18 protein-coding genes are annotated in these 17,817 nt (G+C 40.9%); 12 read left to right on the forward strand and 6 right to left on the reverse strand.

From position 1 onward, the window contains the following. Nucleotides 1-195 precede the first annotated feature (195 nt). A complete protein-coding gene (locus H6G74_RS12595; RefSeq protein ID WP_190967992.1) occupies nt 196-774 on the forward strand; it encodes an NADPH-dependent FMN reductase in 579 nt (192 codons plus the stop codon). A 14-nt stretch (nt 775-788) separates the two neighbouring features. Here H6G74_RS12595 and H6G74_RS12600 read toward each other — a convergent pair whose 3' ends face one another. The 3 genes from H6G74_RS12600 to H6G74_RS12605 are packed head-to-tail and all read right to left on the reverse strand — an operon-like array spanning nt 789 to nt 2,355. Next, nucleotides 789-1,205: a DUF4351 domain-containing protein gene (locus H6G74_RS12600; RefSeq protein ID WP_390849706.1), complete on the reverse strand. Its 417-nt coding sequence runs from the start codon at nt 1,203-1,205 to the stop codon at nt 789-791. Further along, entirely contained in the window at nt 1,187-1,315 is a 129-nt protein-coding gene (locus H6G74_RS31815) for a hypothetical protein (protein WP_390849709.1), read from the reverse strand. The genes H6G74_RS12600 and H6G74_RS31815 overlap by 19 nt, the downstream gene beginning before the upstream one ends. Nucleotides 1,316-1,323: 8 nt before the next feature. Continuing rightward, on the reverse strand, nt 1,324-2,355 hold the full coding sequence (locus tag H6G74_RS12605; RefSeq protein WP_190967993.1) for a zinc-dependent alcohol dehydrogenase: 1,032 nt from the start codon (nt 2,353-2,355) through the stop codon (nt 1,324-1,326). Between the two features lie 304 nt (nt 2,356-2,659). Between H6G74_RS12605 and H6G74_RS12610 the strand changes: the two genes are divergently transcribed. Continuing rightward, entirely contained in the window at nt 2,660-3,091 is a 432-nt protein-coding gene (locus H6G74_RS12610; RefSeq protein WP_190967994.1) for an NfeD family protein, read from the forward strand. Nucleotides 3,092-3,147: 56 nt separating this feature from the next. After that, nucleotides 3,148-4,146, forward strand: a complete 999-nt coding sequence (locus H6G74_RS12615) for an SPFH domain-containing protein (RefSeq protein ID WP_190967995.1) — start codon at nt 3,148-3,150, stop codon at nt 4,144-4,146. 218 nt (nt 4,147-4,364) lie between these two features. Here H6G74_RS12615 and H6G74_RS12620 read toward each other — a convergent pair whose 3' ends face one another. After that, the gene (locus H6G74_RS12620) at nt 4,365-4,751 is read right to left on the reverse strand and encodes a Fur family transcriptional regulator (RefSeq protein WP_190967996.1); all 387 of its coding nucleotides are present in this window, start codon (nt 4,749-4,751) and stop codon (nt 4,365-4,367) included. A gap of 145 nt (nt 4,752-4,896) precedes the next feature. Here H6G74_RS12620 and purS point away from each other — a divergent pair, with 145 nt between their 5' ends. The 5 genes from purS to H6G74_RS12645 all read left to right on the forward strand — a co-directional run bounded on the left by purS (nt 4,897) and on the right by H6G74_RS12645 (nt 9,937). Then, on the forward strand, nt 4,897-5,175 hold the full coding sequence (purS, locus tag H6G74_RS12625; protein ID WP_062297125.1) for a phosphoribosylformylglycinamidine synthase subunit PurS: 279 nt from the start codon (nt 4,897-4,899) through the stop codon (nt 5,173-5,175). Nucleotides 5,176-5,285: 110 nt separating this feature from the next. Next, entirely contained in the window at nt 5,286-5,963 is a 678-nt protein-coding gene (gene purQ, locus H6G74_RS12630; protein ID WP_190967997.1) for a phosphoribosylformylglycinamidine synthase subunit PurQ, read from the forward strand. Nucleotides 5,964-6,318: 355 nt separating this feature from the next. Then, complete coding sequence (locus H6G74_RS12635; protein WP_190967998.1) at nt 6,319-8,244, forward strand: type I restriction enzyme HsdR N-terminal domain-containing protein; 1,926 nt, start codon at nt 6,319-6,321, stop codon at nt 8,242-8,244. A gap of 119 nt (nt 8,245-8,363) precedes the next feature. After that, a complete protein-coding gene (locus tag H6G74_RS12640; protein ID WP_190967999.1) occupies nt 8,364-8,747 on the forward strand; it encodes a metal-sensing transcriptional repressor in 384 nt (127 codons plus the stop codon). Between the two features lie 953 nt (nt 8,748-9,700). Then, nucleotides 9,701-9,937, forward strand: a complete 237-nt coding sequence (locus H6G74_RS12645) for a DUF4327 family protein (protein ID WP_062297131.1) — start codon at nt 9,701-9,703, stop codon at nt 9,935-9,937. A gap of 630 nt (nt 9,938-10,567) precedes the next feature. On the opposite strand, the gene H6G74_RS12650 is transcribed toward H6G74_RS12645, so the two are convergent. Then, nucleotides 10,568-11,632 (reverse strand): LacI family DNA-binding transcriptional regulator, encoded by a 1,065-nt coding sequence (locus H6G74_RS12650; protein WP_242051213.1) that lies wholly within the window; start codon nt 11,630-11,632, stop codon nt 10,568-10,570. A 492-nt stretch (nt 11,633-12,124) separates the two neighbouring features. On the opposite strand from H6G74_RS12650, the gene H6G74_RS12655 reads away from it, so the two are divergent. From H6G74_RS12655 to H6G74_RS12670, 4 genes are all read left to right on the forward strand, one after another. Next, a complete protein-coding gene (locus H6G74_RS12655; protein WP_190968001.1) occupies nt 12,125-13,177 on the forward strand; it encodes an ABC transporter substrate-binding protein in 1,053 nt (350 codons plus the stop codon). 128 nt (nt 13,178-13,305) lie between these two features. Then, on the forward strand, nt 13,306-14,859 hold the full coding sequence (locus H6G74_RS12660; RefSeq protein ID WP_190968002.1) for a sugar ABC transporter ATP-binding protein: 1,554 nt from the start codon (nt 13,306-13,308) through the stop codon (nt 14,857-14,859). Continuing rightward, nucleotides 14,856-15,854 carry an ABC transporter permease subunit gene (locus tag H6G74_RS12665; protein ID WP_190968003.1) on the forward strand — a complete coding sequence of 333 codons (999 nt, stop codon included), beginning with the start codon at nt 14,856-14,858 and terminating at the stop codon, nt 15,852-15,854. The genes H6G74_RS12660 and H6G74_RS12665 overlap by 4 nt, the downstream gene beginning before the upstream one ends. Before the next feature lie 114 nt (nt 15,855-15,968). Then, on the forward strand, nt 15,969-17,369 hold the full coding sequence (locus tag H6G74_RS12670) for a sugar porter family MFS transporter (protein ID WP_190968004.1): 1,401 nt from the start codon (nt 15,969-15,971) through the stop codon (nt 17,367-17,369). Here H6G74_RS12670 and H6G74_RS12675 read toward each other — a convergent pair whose 3' ends face one another. Next, the gene (locus H6G74_RS12675; RefSeq protein WP_190968005.1) at nt 17,370-17,519 is read right to left on the reverse strand and encodes a hypothetical protein; all 150 of its coding nucleotides are present in this window, start codon (nt 17,517-17,519) and stop codon (nt 17,370-17,372) included. Nucleotides 17,520-17,817: the final 298 nt, after the last annotated feature.

Raw genomic sequence — 17,817 nt, forward strand, 5'->3', positions numbered from 1 at the left:
CTAGTACCGCTACGCGGAAGTCAAAAGTTAAAAGTTAAAAGTTAAAAGTCAAAAAGCTTAGATCACAAGCTTTTCACTAACTTGAAATGGTATCTTTATTTCCGCCGTGTTGTACTAGAAAGGAATATTTTTTGGAAAGTCCTTTAATTCCTAAACCCCATTCCCTACTCCCTACTCACCACTCCCTAATTGACCATGTTTAAAACATTAGTTTTCTACGGTTCCTACAGGAGCGATCGCCAAGGCATTAAAGCTGCTAAATTCATAATTGATCAACTCCAGCAAAGAAACCATGAAGTAATTTTTGTTGATGCTAAGGAATATGACTTTGGCATCTTAGACCGGATGTATAAGGAGTATGATCCTGGTCAGGCTCCGGCAAAGATGACAGAACTTGCAGAACATATCCGCACAGCCGATGGTTTTGTGGTGATTACCGGAGAATACAATCATTCTATTCAGCCAGGGTTGAGTAATCTGATGGATCATTATCTAGAAGAATACTACTTCCGTCCGGCTGGAATTGTTTCTTACTCTGTTGGTGGCTTTGGTGGAGTCCGCGCTGCTATACAGTTACGCTCGTTTCTAGGGGAAATGGGAATGGTAACTATTTCAACTATGTTTGCTATCTCCAAAATTGGAGACTCTTTGGATGAATCAGGTACTCCAAAAGAAGCGGGTTTGACTAAGAAAGTTGGTCAATTTTTAGATGAACTAGAGTGGTACGAAGAAGCATTGCAACGCCAACGAAGAGAAAAAGGAACTCCGTACTGATTGAGTTATTTTAATTATCTATTTTCAAACCAAGCTTCTAAATCAGCCGTAGTTGTGAAATCTAGCAACGCTTCACCCAACTGTTCTAACTCCGCAGTTGATAAATTTTGAATCCGTTCTTGTAATTGTGGATTCAACTCACCTAAACGGCGATTAAGTTGGCGTAATATCAGCATCGATTCTCCCTGCTGTATTCCCTGCTGTATTCCCTGCTGTATTCCCTGCTGTATTCCCTGCTGTATTCCTTGTCTCATCCAACTAGTAACGATTTGCATAACTCTTTCCTCCTGCTGTGGTTCAATACTAGCAAGTTGCTCTTGAAATATTCTTTCTTCTTGAGCATTCAAATCGAGATAGGTATCAATGAACCCAGATATTAATTGTATTTGTGCTGGGTTAAGTTCTAAGTTTGCTAGTAATTGTAATGACATTCGATAGAGTCTCGTTCCCAATAAGCACTGACATCAGGAAAAAACAACTCGATAAACTCAGGAAAGAAGTTAGAAAGCAGTTCTTTAAAAAGACGGTCATGGTCAATCATAGAAAAATTCAATCCTGGCTACAAACCATTGCAACTTTAATTACTTGACGCGCTTTCATGTCATGAAAAACTTGTTCTAAATTTTTTAAAGGTCGCTTTTCACTGATGAGTAATTCTAAAGGTAGTTTTTGACTCGCTATCATTGAAAGTGCCGATCGCACATATTGCGGTGTGTTGTGAAATACGCCTTTAAGAGTGAGTTCGCTGTAGTGTAATTGTTCTGTATTGACGGTAATTGTTGTATCTCGTGGACAGCCGCCGAATAAGTTGACTGTTGCGCCCGGACGAGTGCAGGCGATCGCAGTTTCCCATACACTAGGTACGCCAGTGGCTTCAATCACCACATCTGCACCCCAGCCTTGGGTTAGTTCTTTCACCACACCAGGAATATCAGAAATTTGATGATAGTTAAATGTTTGGGCTGCGCCTAGCTTTTGACCAATTTCTAGCCTTTGGTCACTTCCTCCCCAGAGTAATACTTCAACAGTATCAGCCAATGCCGCCACAAACATCAAGCCAATCGCCCCATCCCCCAAAATTACTACTTGATCTTTGGGTTTGATATGGGAACGGGCGACACCATGCAATACACAAGCTAATGGTTCCGTCATCGCCGCCAATGCAAAGGGCAATTCATCGGGCAGGCGCAATAAATTATGCTGGACGATGGGTGCAGGAATTTTTAAGTATTCGGCAAATGTGCCATTATTCCAAGTCAAATTCGGACATAAGGAATATTCTTGACGTTGACAAAAAAAACATTCCATGCAAGGTGCAGAGTTATTGGCAACAACGCGATCGCCCACTCGCCAATTACTCACACCTGCACCCACAGCGACAATTGTTCCGGCTGCTTCATGACCAAATAGCGTCGGTGGTTTCAACATCTTGGCATGACCACCACGCCGCCAAACTTTCAAATCTGTACCGCAAGTTGTTGCTGCACCCACTTGAATAACGACTTCACCTGCTGCTGGTGTGGGGTCAGCTACTTGCTCTAACCGTAAATCTTCCTGGCCATAAAGTAATGCTGCTAACAAGGCTTGTGCCCTAATTCAAAAGCTCCACCTGATTTTATCAGGTAAATATTCAGAATTTAGAGGTGCGATCGCTCCATCACTCAACTCAGCACTCAGCACTTCTTTAGTGAACTTCGATTACATTTAGATGTCAAAGCCTGGCTGGCTAGAATAGACTGGTTTTGTGTACCTCTGGCTATCTGGTCACTGAAATTAATCAAAATTAATTCTCACAAGACAAATTTAGCTTTCTGTAAAACATCGATTTCTCAGTGAATCTAATCTTAGAAATCTTTTTCGTAAATGTAGTGTCTAGGATGGCGCTATGCCAAGTTCTACTTTAATTTGGCTCTTAGCTGGCTCAGGTTTGTGTTTATCAGAACTGTTTTTACCGTCGGCTTTTGTGGCCTTTATCATGGGTATTAGTGCCTTTGTGGTGGCAATACTTTCCCAATTTGGTTTGAGTTTATGGCTGCAAGTAGCAATTTGGCTATTGCTGTCCACAATTTTGATAGTACTATCTCGGCGGTATTTACAACCGCGACGACGCAAATCAAAAATTCAGGATGCCATTGTAGCGGAAACCTTAACAGAAATTCCAGCAGGCAAAACCGGACGAGTGCTATATGAAGGCAATTCTTGGCGGGCTAAATGTGATGATGACAAACTTGATATTGCTCCCCATCAACGTGTTTACGTAGTCAGAAGAGAAGGTACTACGTTAATTGTCATGCCAGAAAATTTGTTGCATTCATAGGAAGTGTGAAGTATAAAGGTTAACGCCTAAGATATTTAATAACCAGGAGATTTACAGTGGGACAGTTTTTTTTATTAATTTTTTTAGCCCTTGGTGGTTCTGCGGTGGCTGGTTCTGTAAAAGTGATCAATCAAGGTAATGAAGCTTTGGTAGAAAGACTGGGCAGCTATAACAAAAAGCTTGAACCAGGACTGAATTTTGTTGTGCCTTTTTTAGATAAAATCGTTTACCAACAAACCATCCGCGAAAAGGTTTTAGATATTCCGCCACAAAAATGTATTACCCGTGACAACGTGGGTATTGAAGTAGATGCGGTGGTGTACTGGCGAATAGTTGATATGGAAAAAGCTTGGTACAAAGTTGAAAATCTTCACTCAGCAATGACCAACTTGGTACTAACTCAAATTCGCTCAGAAATGGGACAACTAGAGTTAGATGAAACCTTTACCGCCCGTTCCCAAATTAATGAAATTTTATTAAGAGATTTAGATATTGCTACCGACCCTTGGGGTGTGAAAGTCACAAGGGTAGAACTACGAGATATTATCCCTTCCCAAGCAGTACGAGAATCAATGGAATTGCAAATGTCCGCCGAACGCCGCAGACGGGCTGCAATTTTAAATTCTGAAGGTGAACGGGAAGCCGCAGTAAATAGTGCAAGAGGTAAAGCAGAAGCCCAAATTCTCGATGCAGAAGCGCGGCAAAAATCATTAGTTTTGCAGGCTGAGGCGGAACAAAAAGCAATCGTCCTCAAAGCCCAAGCCGAACGTCAACAGCAAGTTCTCAAAGCCCAAGCCATTGCAGAATCAGCCGAAATTATTGCCCAAAAAATCAATTCTCAACCCAGTGCTAGTAAAGCTTTAGAAGTTCTATTTGCGTTGGGTTATCTCGATATGGGCGCGACTATTGGTAAAAGCGATAGCAGCAAAGTTATGTTTATTGACCCCCGCACAATTCCGGCGGCTTTTGAGGGTATTCGCTCAATAGTGTCTGACACTAATGTAGATTCTAACGCTTGGTTGGGTAGAGAAATACCTGATGTGAATGGTCAATAGTCAATAGTCATTGGTCAATAGTCCTTAGTCATTGGTGTTATTTGTCCAGTGGCTAGTACAAAAAGGAAAAAGGAAAAAGGCAAAAGTCAAAAGGCAAAATATTGAGACTACAAGCCTTTTAGCAATTCCAGATAGTCTGTTTATTTACGCCTTGCTGTACTAGTATGCTAACTGAGAACAGTGTCAGAGGTTAGTAACAAATGACAAAGGACAAATGACTATTGACTAACCTGACACTGATCACACAAACCGAAAAATTCTAAAGTGTGGTAGAAAATTTTAAATTTGTGACTTATTTGTAGTTGATCTTCCAGGTCATGGACTGGACATTGGTTAATGGGAATTGACGTACCACATTGCAGACAGGTGAGATGGTGTTTGTCTTGCTGCACTAAGCTATAGAGGGCTTCACCGTTAGCTAAAGTCCGCACTTGCACCAAACCCTCAAGTTTTAAAGCTTCCAAGGAACGGTAAACTGTGGCTAAACCCATATTTTGACTGCGATTACGCAATTCAATATAAATGTCTTGGGCGGAAATGCCTTGTTTGACGCTTTTCAGTAGGTTTAAAATCCGCTCTTGACTGCGGGTACGTATGGCTCTCATAAGTAGTTGTGGATATTCGCCACTGTAGTGGAAGCTGTTATACTGGCTATCTAATAAATTAACTTTAACTGTTTCACAATCTTATTTTCACCCAGTTGGAACAGAAAGTTATAGTATAGCGATCGCAGCATTCAGCAAAAAAACTGTGCAACGGAAGTATTTAGCCAAAATTCATGTAACGCTTCGTCCTTCAGTCCTAGACCCTGCTGGTGTGGCTGTACAATCTGGTCTCAAGCAGATGGGATACGAAACAGTGGAAAACGTGCGGATTGGTAAGTATATAGAACTTACCATCATCTCTCAGGATGAGACTAAAGCACGGAGAGACTTAGATAACATTTGTGACCAAATGTTAGCCAATCCTGTAATTGAGAACTATCGATTTGACTTAATTGAGGTCGAAACGCAGACGGGAGTGTTTTAAAAGGTAAAAGGTAAAAGGTAAAAGTAAAAAGGACTAAATCTTCTGCCTTTTTACTTTTGCCTTTTTAATTTTTACTTGTCCATATCCAAATGACCAATGACACATAACAAATGACAAAATTCGGCGTTATTGTTTTTCCAGGGTCTAATTGCGATCGCGATGTGGCTTATGTCACCAGAGACTTGTTAGGTCAACCAACGCGCATGGTTTGGCATCAAGACACCGACATAGCTGATTTGGATGTAATTATCATCCCAGGCGGCTTTAGTTATGGTGATTACCTGCGTTGTGGTGCGATCGCTCGATTTTCGCCTGTGATGCAGCAGGTGATTGAACACGCGCAAAAGGGTAAGTTTGTCCTCGGTATTTGTAACGGCTTTCAGGTATTAACTGAAGCCAAGCTGTTACCTGGGGCATTAACGAGAAATCGAGATTTGCATTTTATTTGCGATCGCGTCCCGTTAAAAGTCGAAAATACAAGTATTCCTTGGACACAAGCTTACACCAGTCAAGAAATCATCACTCTACCCATTGCCCACGGAGAAGGGCGCTTTTATGCTGATAAAGCCACACTATCAGCAATAGAAGACAACGGCCAGGTGGTATTCCGCTATGCAGGAGATAACCCCAACGGTTCACTCAAGCAAATTGCCGGAATTTGTAATCGCCAAGGTAATGTCTTGGGGATGATGCCACACCCAGAAAGGGCATCGGATAAGATGCTAGGTGATAGTGATGGGTTAAGTTTATTTCAAGGATTGTTAGAAAAAGTCGCTGCTGTAGTGTAGGGTTGACTTTTTTGGGAATTGTAGCAACTAATACCGTTTCTCAATGAACATGCAATTTGTCGTTGTTGTAAAGACGTTGTATACAACGTCTTTACTTCTCATTCATAGAATTGCTGTCAGCAAATAGCCCTCAGACTGAAGTCTGGGGCTATACAAACTAAACCCGCCTGCGCGGGTTTTTAGAAAGTCCACATAGGTGGAATTTGTTTTATAGCCACAAATTCTATTCTTCGGGGCTAAGTTCTTTCCTACTCCCCACTCCCTTTTTGTATCAACGCACATAGAATTTATCTAATATTTTTGGCAAAATCTAAAATCTCTGTGGCAACTGACAGAGTATTCGCAGGATTCTCTAATGTATATTCCTGACTTGCTGCAATTATTTATTAGATGGATACAAGCATTTGATATTCGTGTTTTACAAACTGAAGAAGATGTCGAAAAAAAGTTTATTTTGCCGATGTTTCAGCATTTAGGATATCCAGATTCATATCGGCAAAGTAAGTATAGTTTAACCAGTCATAATTCAGATAACCCAGCCAAACAACTCAAAAATGCTCAAATTTATTTTGCTACAGATGATGTAGTTCAGCAAAATTCTGACACTGCATTAATAATTCTTATTTATTTAGCACCAAATACACAATATTTTTCTGAAGCTATTACCCAAGCTAAATTTTACAGCACTTATCTCAAACCGATATTTTTCATCATTACTAATGGATATAGTCTCAAAATATTCAAATATTTTCCTTACCATCGAGAAGAACTGATATTTGATGGGATAATTGATACATTGAGAAATAGTCAAGTGGCTGAAAATCTTTATTATCAGCTTAATTTCGATTTAGTTAGAAAAATTCCTAAAACTACAGTCAATAATTTTAAATCTCCTGAATTTAGCAGCATAGAAAAATATTTAAGGCGACATCAAGAATTTAGCCATATTTTAGAAAAGGCTGAGTTTGAACCTTGTTTACTAAAAAAAGGTAATCACTTAACTGTTGTTAAACCAAAAGTGCTGATAGAGTGTAATTTACCACAAGCTTTTGGCAAAGGTGATTGTGTAATTCAATTTAGTAGCGTGATGCTGAGAGGTTTGAAGATTTCCCTAAACCATCAGCAAATTTTAGGTCAATTAATGACGGGAATCTGCACTAAGCCTGAATGGGGTTGTCGTCGTTTTTTAAAACAAGTAAATGCAGATACTTTTGAGGCTTATTTAGGACAAACAACATTAATTTTATCTGAGTTAGAAGCAGCAGACTTATGTTTATGTGTGGATGTTGTTTGTCAGAAATATCAAACTAAAATTATTGAATTTGAAAATTATTTAGAAACCTGGGATTTTAAATTTATCGAATTCCCTGATATTAGAGGCTTTCATCTATTTTCTGTAGATGTAAAACTCTGGAAAATTATGCACAATTTTATTAAAAAGTTTAATTACGCTCAAGGTAAGTCAGAATGGCATTTATTTGACCAAAATAATACCTCTATTCGCGTCAGTCGTGGAATTAGGGATCATGCTTTTATTGTGCCGCGTTTCAGTAATGCTTACTCAGCATTATCTAATAATCAAGTTGATATATTGTACGAAATCAACGATAGCCACATCGCCACATTAGAAAGCAGTAACCTTAATTCTTGGCAAGAAGATATCGGGATAAAAGGCACATGGACAGCTAAATATACTAAAACTTGGCTAATCGAGAAATATATTCCGCAAGTGATGAGTTATCACTCGCAAAAGTTTCAAGTTTTAGAATTTGATTTAGAGAAAAATATCTTAAATTATCACAGACAGCATACAGCATTTAAAGAAATAAATGATGTGAAAGATTTTCTGCCTTATCTGCGCGATATCCAAGCATGGTTACAGGTATATATTGTAAATATTGCCACTGGTTGTTTACAGCAATATTATCAAGTATTCACCGATTTGGTAAGAAATACCGATGCTGCGATCGCAGGCTTGGATTATATTACAATGAATTTACAAAAAATAATCTGGAAACATCCCTCAGCCGAGATATCCAGACAAGAAATTTGGAATTTTAAAGATGTTATTTACTGTTTAGATACCCAAGTTGCCAAGATAAATAATTGCAAATATATCCCTAGTTGGGAAGCAGATTTAATTACACGGGTTTTGATTTGGATTATCGAAAATGGCAAAATTAATCACTCGCAAGGTCAATTAAATGTAGCCAAACAAGCGTTGTTACCAATATGGGAACAATGTCGCTTTGAAATGCGCCATATCTATCCTTATCGTTAATTACCCTAAGTTTTTACGCGGCTTAGATTTTCTTGACGAATTAGCTTCCACAGTAAATAGAGATAACACCTACTCACCCCTCTAGGCTAGGATCTTAGTACTGCCAGTGCTTCAATACCATGAATGGATCAAACCGATTAAAGTCAGAATCCTTACCTATCTCTCAGTCAACCGAAAACTTTCACTCCCACGATATGGATCATCATGAGCATGGAGAGTCCAGTCATTCTCATGTTCATAGTGAAGAGTCTTTACGCAAAATTGTCAATCGGTTGTCACGCATAGAAGGACATATTCGCGGTATTAAAACAATGGTGCAACAAAGCAGTCCTTGTCCTGATGTATTATTGCAGATTGCCGCAGTGCGGGGCGCATTAGATCGAGTTGCCCGCATTGTCTTAGATGAACACTTAACTGAGTGTGTTGCCAGAGCAGCAAAAGATGGCAACATAGATGTTGAAATTGAGCAATTAAAAGCGGCTTTAGATCGATTTATGCCTTAATCTGTCTTTCACCATTAGTCAGGTTGGGAAACACTGAAATTTCAATCTTGTTACAAATCTCAATATATTCTGACTGCCAGAAATTTTCTGTCAGCGAAAATTAATAACTCAATAAAAATTCATCTTTTTGAGTTCAAGTCTCTATCTTAGAACTGACGCAGTAAGACGAAAAATCAAGGGTTTTGGTAAGGGCGTAAGGGTAAAATCAAGTCAAAAGTCAAAGAATTTTTGACTTTTAACTTTTGACTTCCCCATAACAGTCTACTTATTCAAAACCCTGACACCCAATCTTGGTGCATAAGTCCTGGATTCTAGCTAGATAGCAGTAGTCAGAGACGTTAGGACAAATTGAAAGCTTGAATACCAGCAATAGTAATACTTTTCCTTCTGCCTTCTTCTATAAGTCTTGCCGCAGTGCTGTAATTAACAAGCAGAACTGCGGTTATTTTTTAAGAAATGATTAATATATACGACTGTGCAAGTTTTCGTGGTGTACGTTAGCGCATATATTTTGCAACAGTTTATACTTCAATTCTTACCGAAGCACTTTTCGGGTATTTAGCTATGGACTTATATCAGCATTTTTAAACTAGACTTGCTGGTGATTAATTACATAACTAAATTTACAGTATGAACTATGAGCGTCTGCTGAATTATGCTTGAAGGCCATTGCAGTGAAGCTTTAGAACTTCTTTAAGGCAGATAAAACAACCTTTACAAGAAGTTAATTTCACTACGATGGGATTTTTTGTATTAACTATATGGAAGACAAATGTCAGAAAACGTTGACTTTTGCAACATTTCTTTAGATAATTTGAGGGTATGTAGCGTCAAAATGAAATTAGTTCCGTATAGCAAAATACAAAACCCTAGCTACAAGTCTAATGTCTGTCATGTTTGTTTCCCATGATAAGTGGGAATACTATCTACGTATAAATGTGTGAGAACAAATCATGAGTGTGAATACGGTGCCCTCTATCAATTACTACTCTCTAGATGTAATCCAAGACGAAGCACGCCGACTGGTGCAGAAGGGGATGGTTAGCCGACAACAGCCAATATATACACTCTGCCAATACATCCCAGCGAGAGAGTGGGTGTGCGTTGAATGTGAGTTGGAAAAATGCGATTTTCTATTGCGCGATCGCATTGGCGACCTCATTGGTCGTGAACAATGGGACAATGATTAATCAGTCTATGATTTCGGATTTTGGATTGGGAGTATATTTTTTGGATGTTTAACTCAGACACAGAAAAATCTACCGCCCACCTCACTGAAGCTATAGCTATAGTCTCTAGTTTTTTACTACAAATATTCCCTGATCCAGAGTCTTCTATTATTTTTCTTGGCAAATAAACATTGCAGAACCATTAAAGTTTGATTTAAACAACTTTTCTCAGCAGCATTGACGAAATCATAGCCTACAGTGAATTTATCAAGAAAAGTTGTTGCGTAAATCCACTTGCAAGACTGTGAATATTTTATTTAAATTAACTTACCGGAGCGGTGTTTTATATCTAACTGCTCCGGTAATTTTTTTGAGAGACGGAGTTTAGCTCAGAGACAAGGAAGACAAGGAGGGGATGGGAGACAAGGGAGAGAGATGTTTGTAAATCATTGAGAATTACTCTGTAACCTGTCACCTGTCACCTATCACCTGTCACTAGTAGGAAGTAGGAGAGAATATTCTACGGTTTTTACATAGATGTGTCGATATATAAAAAATCGCCAGAACAAGATATTACGCACAAAGATCATCAAAACAGCTTACAAATAACCGTAAAGTTTTTGTTACATACTTATAAACTTTACCACCAAGTTAGATTTTAACCTCAATATAATTACTGGTTTTTTTAGCTTTACTAACTTTGGTGGTACTACCCCGTTTGACTAAAAACGGCGATAGAAGAATATTATTCACAGCTTTTTCTTCAAATAAGTCAAGCAACATAGTCATAGCCAATTCGCCCATTTCTACCATACGTTGACTAACTGTTGTGAGTGGTGGGGTGATGTAACTGGCAAGTGCAATATTATCAAATCCCACAAGGCTCAAATCTTGTGGGACGGAAATACCTAGTTCTTTACAAGCCAAAAGAGCGCCGACAGCAACCATATCGTTGTAACAAAAAATGCCAGTTACGCCAGCCGCTACTAATTGGGGTAGGAGTTGTTTACCGATATCAAAATCGCTGATTGTTTGACTGTCTCGCAAGGGAATTGCTACCCAATCTTGATTTGACGGTAACTCTGCTTGAGATAGCGCCAATTGATATCCTTCTAGGCGTTGTTGATCTGCTTTGCTACCATCACCTACTCCTAAATAGCCAATTCGAGTGTGTCCTAAATCTAGGAGATGTTCTACGGCTACACAGCCACCTAAGCGATCATCAATGGCGACGGAGTTAAAGGTTTCGTGTTGATCTTCCGTATCGATGTTAATTAAAACTGTTGGAACGGTAAGTTGGGTTAACTGCTTGTTATGGTTTTTGCCAATGCGGGAGTCAGCAACTAAAATCCCATCTACTCGGCGATAGTGGAAATTCTCAATAGCGGCTATTTCTTGCTCGAAATCTCCATGTGACGCATTTAACAACACATTTAAGCCTGCTTTTCTGGCTACTTGTTCAATTCCTTCGACTAATTCACCAAAAAAGGGGTCGGCGATAGATGTAACAATTACCCCAACGGTATAAGTGCGCTGATTTTGTAAACTTTGAGCGATCGCATTCGGTACATAGTTCATTTCCTGCGCTAGTTTTTTGATTTCTTCCCGCACCTTGGCACTAATTAACGGACTGTCTCGTAAAGCGCGTGAAACTGTGGAATGAGAAACGCCTGCTTTGCGAGCAATATCTTCAATGGAAATCTTTCGTTTACTCATGTTCAGCACTACACTCAGCAACTTAAATAAAATTAACACAAATTTTATGCACAGGTGTGCAAAAATAAAAAACATCAGAAATGCACAGGTGTGCATAAAATAAATCCCAACATGAAGACAATCAGATTTAACAACATTATTCTCAGAAAAAAAACTGTTGCTGGAATTTGTATAAAAGGCTGAAGTCTTGAGATTACAGGATTTTCACCAACAGTTTCTTAATGCTGTAAACCTTCAGAACAATATGAGGGATCAATCTAAAATTCATCTGAAAATTTTTACCAACTTGAGTAAACTTTTTTTCACACACAAACTTAACTTTTAGCAACATTGAAAACAATGACAACTTTTTCAAGTTCAGTCGGAGTAAATATCTATCGTTAGGAGAAAGCAGAAAACAAAAGGCAGAAGGCAAAATTAAAAGATGATTTCAGTTTAGTTAATATTTCTACACATATTTCCGGGTTTACCAGCTTTTTTAAGAGGATGTGAATGAATGTGAAAAAACAGGCGATGTCCAAGGACAAGCCGCTGCACGTCTACGCAGCGACTTTATTAAGTATTGTCAGTGGTACTTTGGTCAGCTGTAATAATATTTCTCCCAATGGCGACACAGCCATTAACACTGATGCCAAGAATATTAGTGATATAAATACTCAGTCCAGCGTGGGCGATCGCCAGATTAAATTACGATCTGTTGGTGTTACCCTGGGCGATTTAAGTAATCCTTTCTTTGTAGTCATGGCCCAAGGTGCAGAGAAAGAAGCCAAGAAAATTGGTGGTAACGATGTCAGAGTTACTGTGGTTTCTAGTGGCTATGACTTGAATCAGCAATTTAATCAAATTGAAAATTTCGTGGCGGCGAATACTGATATGATTATTCTCAACGCGGCTGATAGTAAAGGTATTAGACCAGCAGTTGAGCAAGCCAGAAAAGCAGGCAAGATTGTAATTGCAGTAGATACAGGCGTAGATGCAGAGGTAGATGCTACCGTCACCACCAATAACTTGCAAGCTGGAGAAATCAGCTGTCAATATATTGCCGATCGCCTAAAAGGTAAAGGTAATGTCGTTATAGTCAACGGGCCGCCAGTAGCTTCTGTAATTCAGCGAGTTGATGGCTGCTTAAAAGTTTTAGCCAAATATCCCGATATCAAAATCCTTTCTAAAGACCAGAACGCCGAAGGTAGCCGGGATGGAGGACTGAGAGTTATGAGTGACTTGCTAGTAACTTTCCCCAAAATTGATGCTGTTTTTGCCATCAACGACCCCAGTGGCGTGGGAGTAGATTTAGCCGCCAACCAAGCCAAACGCAAAGAATTTTTCATAGTCGGAGTGGATGGTGCGCCAGAAGCAATTGAAGCGATCGCTGCTAACGATAGCTTATATGCTGCTACCGCCACTCAAAATCCTAGAGGGATGACAGCAACCGCAGTGCAAGTTGGCAACGATATTTTAAACGGCAAAAAACCCGAATCTCCTAATATTTTGATTCCTGCAAAGTTGATTACGAAAGAGAACGTTAGTACTTCTACTGGTTGGTAGAAGAGGCAGGGGACAAGGGGGGCAAAGGGGACAAGGGAGACAAGGGGGAGAAATATTAACTCAGTACGTATACTTCGACTTCGCTCAGTGTACAACACTCAGCACTTTCAACTCAGCACTTAATAATCATGACAACAAATATTGAAACTGATTTTCTGCCGGCGGCGACTGCCAACCCTGTACTAGAGATGCAGGGGATTGCGAAACGATTTCATGGTGTTCCGGCTTTACAAGGTGTAAACCTGACCATTTATCCCGGCGAAGTTCACGCCCTGATGGGTGAAAATGGGGCGGGTAAAAGCACATTAATGAAAATTCTTGCTGGGGCTTACATTGCCGATGACGGGGAGATTCGCATTAATGGTCAACCAGTAAAAATTACTGACCCAGGAACAGCCAGACAAGCTGGTATTAATCTGATTTATCAAGAACTGAACGTCGCACCCAACTTAAGCGTTACCGAAAACATATTTATGGGGAGCGAGTTGCAAAAGGGTCAATTTTTAGACCGCAAAACGATGGAACTCGAAGCCCAGCAGGTGCTAAATAGCTTGGGAGCGACTTTTACACCACAAACTATTGTTGGCACATTAGCGATCGCCGAACAACAGCAAGTCGAAATTGCCAGGGCGCTGAAAGATAACAGCCGGATTTTGGTGATGGATGAACCGACAGCCGCCTTATCTGACCGTGAGACGGAACGCTTATTTGAAGTAATTCGCAAACTCCGCAACGATGGCATTGCCATTATCTACATCAGTCATCGGATGGAAGAAATCTATGCGTTGGCTGACCGCATTAGTGTGTTGCGTGATGGTCAATATATTGGCAGTCTGACTCGTGATGAAATTTCTCCCCAGCGATTGGTACAGATGATGGTCGGTCGTTCCATGCAGGACTTTTACGAACATCAACGACAAAAGAATCCTGGTGGAGTGGTGCTAGAAGTCAGAAATATTACTGATGGACGCAAGATTCAGCCGGCTAGTTTTCAACTGCGGGCTGGGGAAATTTTGGGACTTTCTGGGTTGGTGGGTGCGGGACGGACTGAAGTATCGCGGTTGATTTTTGGTGCTGACCGTAAAGCTAGTGGAGAAATATTCCTGAATGGCAAAAAATTAGAGATTCATTCGCCCAGTGATGCGATCGCCGCAGGTATTGGTTACGTTCCCGAAGACCGCAAAGACCAAGGTTTATTTCTGGAAATGAGTTCCCGAAAGAATATTGGACTGAATAGACTCAAGCAAGATGCCAACCTTGGCATTGTCAACTGGGGTTCAGTTAATAAGATTGCCACAGAAGCCGTTGAAAACTTCCATATCCGACTAGCTAACTTAGAAATTCGCGCCGTGGATTTATCTGGAGGGAATCAGCAAAAACTCTTGCTGGCGCGGTGGTTAGCCATTAACCCCAGAGTATTGATGCTAGATGAACCAACACGCGGCGTAGATATTGGAGCGAAAAGCGAAATTTACCGAATTATTAGTGACTTAGCCGCCCAAGGAGTCGCAATTCTGATGGTTTCTAGCGAATTGCCAGAAATTGTCGGGATGAGCGATCGCGTTTTAGTCATGCGCGAAGGAAAGTTAGTCGGCGAACTCGACGACAGCCCAGGCAAAGAAATCACCCAAGAAAACATTATGCACTATGCAACAGGAGCATCGGAGGTAACAGCATCATGAGTCAAACCTTAAGACCTGTCAACAATAGACCTAGCCAAAATTCCGCAGCCAGTCGGCGTAAATCCATCAATAATTTCTTGCAAGTTGCAGGTATTTTACCGATTCTCGTCATCATCTGCATCTTATTTTCCCTGCTAAGTCCCAATTTTTTTACCGCAGGTAACGCCGTCAATATCTTACGTCAGGCATCTATTAATATAGTGCTGGCAACAGGAATGACATTTGTGATTCTTACTGGCGGGATTGACCTTTCCGTTGGTTCTATCTTGGCTGTGTCTGCCGTAGTTGCAGTGTTAGTCTCTCTCATCCCTGTCTTGGGTTGGTTAGCTGTTCCGGCTGCTTTACTGACAGGATTATGTTTGGGTTTACTCAACGGTGCATTAATCACCTATTTGGATGTTCCGCCATTTATTGTCACTTTGGGTTCATTAACAGCCTTACGGGGTGCAGCTTACTTGGTAGCCAATGGCACAACAGTTATTAACCGCAACATCAACTTTGCTTGGATAGGTAATAGCTACGTCGGCCCCTTGCCTTGGTTAGTTATCCTCGCCTTATTAATTGTGGCTGTGAGTTGGTTTGTCTTGAGACAGACAGTTTTAGGTGTCCAAATATACGCTGTTGGTGGTAACGAACGAGCCGCCAGATTAACAGGTATAAAAGTCAATCGGGTGTTGTTGTTTGTTTATGGCGTAAGTGGATTGCTGGCAGGTTTAGCCGGAGTGATGAGTGCTAGTCGCCTGTACAGTGCCACAGGGATGTTAGGACAAGGTTATGAACTAGATGCGATCGCAGCCGTCATCCTTGGTGGAACCAGCTTCACAGGCGGTATCGGTACAATTGGCGGTACACTCTTGGGTGCATTAATCATTGCAGTCCTCAACAACGGTTTGACTCTATTAAATATGTCTTACTTCTGGCAACTCGTTGTGAAAGGCTTAGTAATTATTGCCGCCGTCATGATTGATAGACTCCGCAGACGTTCCCGACGGTAAAAGAAAGCAGAGTGCAGAAAGGACAAACGTTTTAACTCTCTTTCTCTCCTCTCTGCGCCTCCGCGTCTGGGCGTGAATAACTCATCATCTTATTCCCCAACACCAAATACAACCATGACAACTACCACAACTCGTCGTAAATCCAACACCTTCTATGTCATTTTAATTGCCGGTGCTGCTGCCCTCGGTGGCTTTTTGTTCGGGTTTGATACCGCCGTGATTAACGGTGCAGTGGCAGCTTTATCTACAGCTTTTAACGCCAATAGTGTACTAACTGGCCTTGCCGTATCGCTGGCATTGTTAGGCTCGGCGATCGGAGCCTTTTATGCTGGGAAAATTGCCGACCGATATGGCCGAGTCAAAGCAATGGTGGTGGCTTCAGTTTTATTTACCATTAGTGCTGTTGGTTCCGGGATTGCCTTTGGAATTTGGGATTTTATCTTTTGGCGGTTATTGGGTGGGTTGGCTGTTGGTGCAGCCAGCGTCATTGCTCCAGCCTACATCGCTGAATGTTCCCCTAGTAATTTGCGGGGTAGATTGGGATCTCTGCAACAACTAGCGATCGTCGTGGGAATTTTCATCGCCCTGCTATGTGACTACTTTATAGCAGTATCAGCAGGTTCAGCCGAGTCACCGTTTTTGTTTGGTATAGATGCTTGGCGGTGGATGTTTTGGACAGAAATTCCGCCGGCGGTTTTGTATGGGATGGCTGCTTTAATGATTCCTGAATCACCCCGCTATTTAGTAGCCCAAGGACGAGAACCAGAAGCTGCCAATGTGCTGAATAAAATTATCGGGGGTAACGTCCTCGCCAAAATCGAAGAAATTCGCCAAACAGTGATGCGGGAACGGGAACCGCAATTTTCTGACCTTTTACGCCGGAGTGGTGGACTTCTCCCCATAGTTTGGGTGGGTATCGGTATATCTTTACTTCAACAATTCGTCGGTATTAACGTCATTTTTTACTACAGCAGTGTTTTATGGCGGGCTGTTGGCTTTTCTGAAAAAGATTCCCTTAGCATTACCGTGATTACAGGTGCAGTAAATATTATTACTACATTAGTAGCGATCGCCTTCGTTGATAAATTTGGTCGCAAGCCCTTGTTAATTCTAGGGTCAATCGGGATGACCATTACCTTGGGAACAATGGCATCAATTTTCGGCACTGCGCCACTAGATGCTGCTGGCAACCCAAATCTCAGTGGTAGTTCCGGTCTTGTCGCACTTTTAGCTGCCAACCTCTATGTATTTTGTTTCGGTTTCTCCTGGGGGCCAGTCACCTGGGTACTTTTAGGCGAAATGTTCAATAATAAAATTCGCGCCGCAGCACTTTCCGTTGCAGCCGCGATGCAGTGGGTAGCTAATTTTGCTGTTTCCACATCATTTCCTCCCATTCTGCAATATTTCGGCTTGGGTGCAGCCTACGGACTTTATACCACTGCGGCGGCTATCTCATTATTTTTCGTCCTCTTTTTTATCAAGGAAACAAAAGGAATGGAATTAGAAGATATGTAATTACGCCAGGGAATAGGGAACAGTTTTCAGATTCTCTATTCCCTCCATAGCGGTTCTCACTTCAGTCAGAATAATTAACCGCAGATGGACGCAGATAAACGCAGATAAAAAGCTTTCATGTAAATCACCCTGTGCTGTTTTTGCATACATACAAATCAGCGATACGAAATATAAAGTTGAGTTTTATAAACTTACACAAAAACTCTGCGAAACTCTCCTGACTCAGCGTCCTCTGCGCCTCTGTGGTTCGCCAAATTAAGACTTGTAAGACTTACGCAATAACCCTCTCAAACTCTTCTTCCTTAGCGCCCTACTCTGCGAGAAGCTGCTACCGCGTCTATGCGGTTCGTTCCTTCATACTTTTTCCTAAATTCCGCATATCTCAATCGAAATCTCTCAAGCTCAAATACAACCAGAGGTTTCTAATTTACCATGCAGATTTTTACTA

This window comes from Nostoc spongiaeforme FACHB-130 (genome assembly GCF_014698475.1).
Classification (GTDB): Bacteria; Cyanobacteriota; Cyanobacteriia; order Cyanobacteriales; family Nostocaceae; genus Nostoc_B; species Nostoc_B spongiaeforme.

Coding starts and splice junctions, on each gene's coding strand:
- H6G74_RS12675 (WP_190968005.1), bottom strand. CDS start 17,519: ATGTATGCAAAAACAGCACAGGGTGATTTACATGAAAGCTTTTTATCT.
- purQ (WP_190967997.1), top strand. CDS start 5,286: ATGACAAAATTCGGCGTTATTGTTTTTCCAGGGTCTAATTGCGATCGC.
- H6G74_RS31815 (WP_390849709.1), bottom strand. CDS start 1,315: ATGATTGACCATGACCGTCTTTTTAAAGAACTGCTTTCTAACTTCTTT.
- H6G74_RS12650 (WP_242051213.1), bottom strand. CDS start 11,632: ATGAGTAAACGAAAGATTTCCATTGAAGATATTGCTCGCAAAGCAGGC.
- H6G74_RS12655 (WP_190968001.1), top strand. CDS start 12,125: ATGAATGTGAAAAAACAGGCGATGTCCAAGGACAAGCCGCTGCACGTC.
- H6G74_RS12600 (WP_390849706.1), bottom strand. CDS start 1,205: ATGTCATTACAATTACTAGCAAACTTAGAACTTAACCCAGCACAAATA.
- H6G74_RS12665 (WP_190968003.1), top strand. CDS start 14,856: ATGAGTCAAACCTTAAGACCTGTCAACAATAGACCTAGCCAAAATTCC.
- H6G74_RS12660 (WP_190968002.1), top strand. CDS start 13,306: ATGACAACAAATATTGAAACTGATTTTCTGCCGGCGGCGACTGCCAAC.
- H6G74_RS12670 (WP_190968004.1), top strand. CDS start 15,969: ATGACAACTACCACAACTCGTCGTAAATCCAACACCTTCTATGTCATT.
- H6G74_RS12640 (WP_190967999.1), top strand. CDS start 8,364: ATGAATGGATCAAACCGATTAAAGTCAGAATCCTTACCTATCTCTCAG.
- H6G74_RS12645 (WP_062297131.1), top strand. CDS start 9,701: ATGAGTGTGAATACGGTGCCCTCTATCAATTACTACTCTCTAGATGTA.
- H6G74_RS12635 (WP_190967998.1), top strand. CDS start 6,319: ATGTATATTCCTGACTTGCTGCAATTATTTATTAGATGGATACAAGCA.
- H6G74_RS12610 (WP_190967994.1), top strand. CDS start 2,660: ATGCCAAGTTCTACTTTAATTTGGCTCTTAGCTGGCTCAGGTTTGTGT.
- H6G74_RS12620 (WP_190967996.1), bottom strand. CDS start 4,751: ATGAGAGCCATACGTACCCGCAGTCAAGAGCGGATTTTAAACCTACTG.
- H6G74_RS12595 (WP_190967992.1), top strand. CDS start 196: ATGTTTAAAACATTAGTTTTCTACGGTTCCTACAGGAGCGATCGCCAA.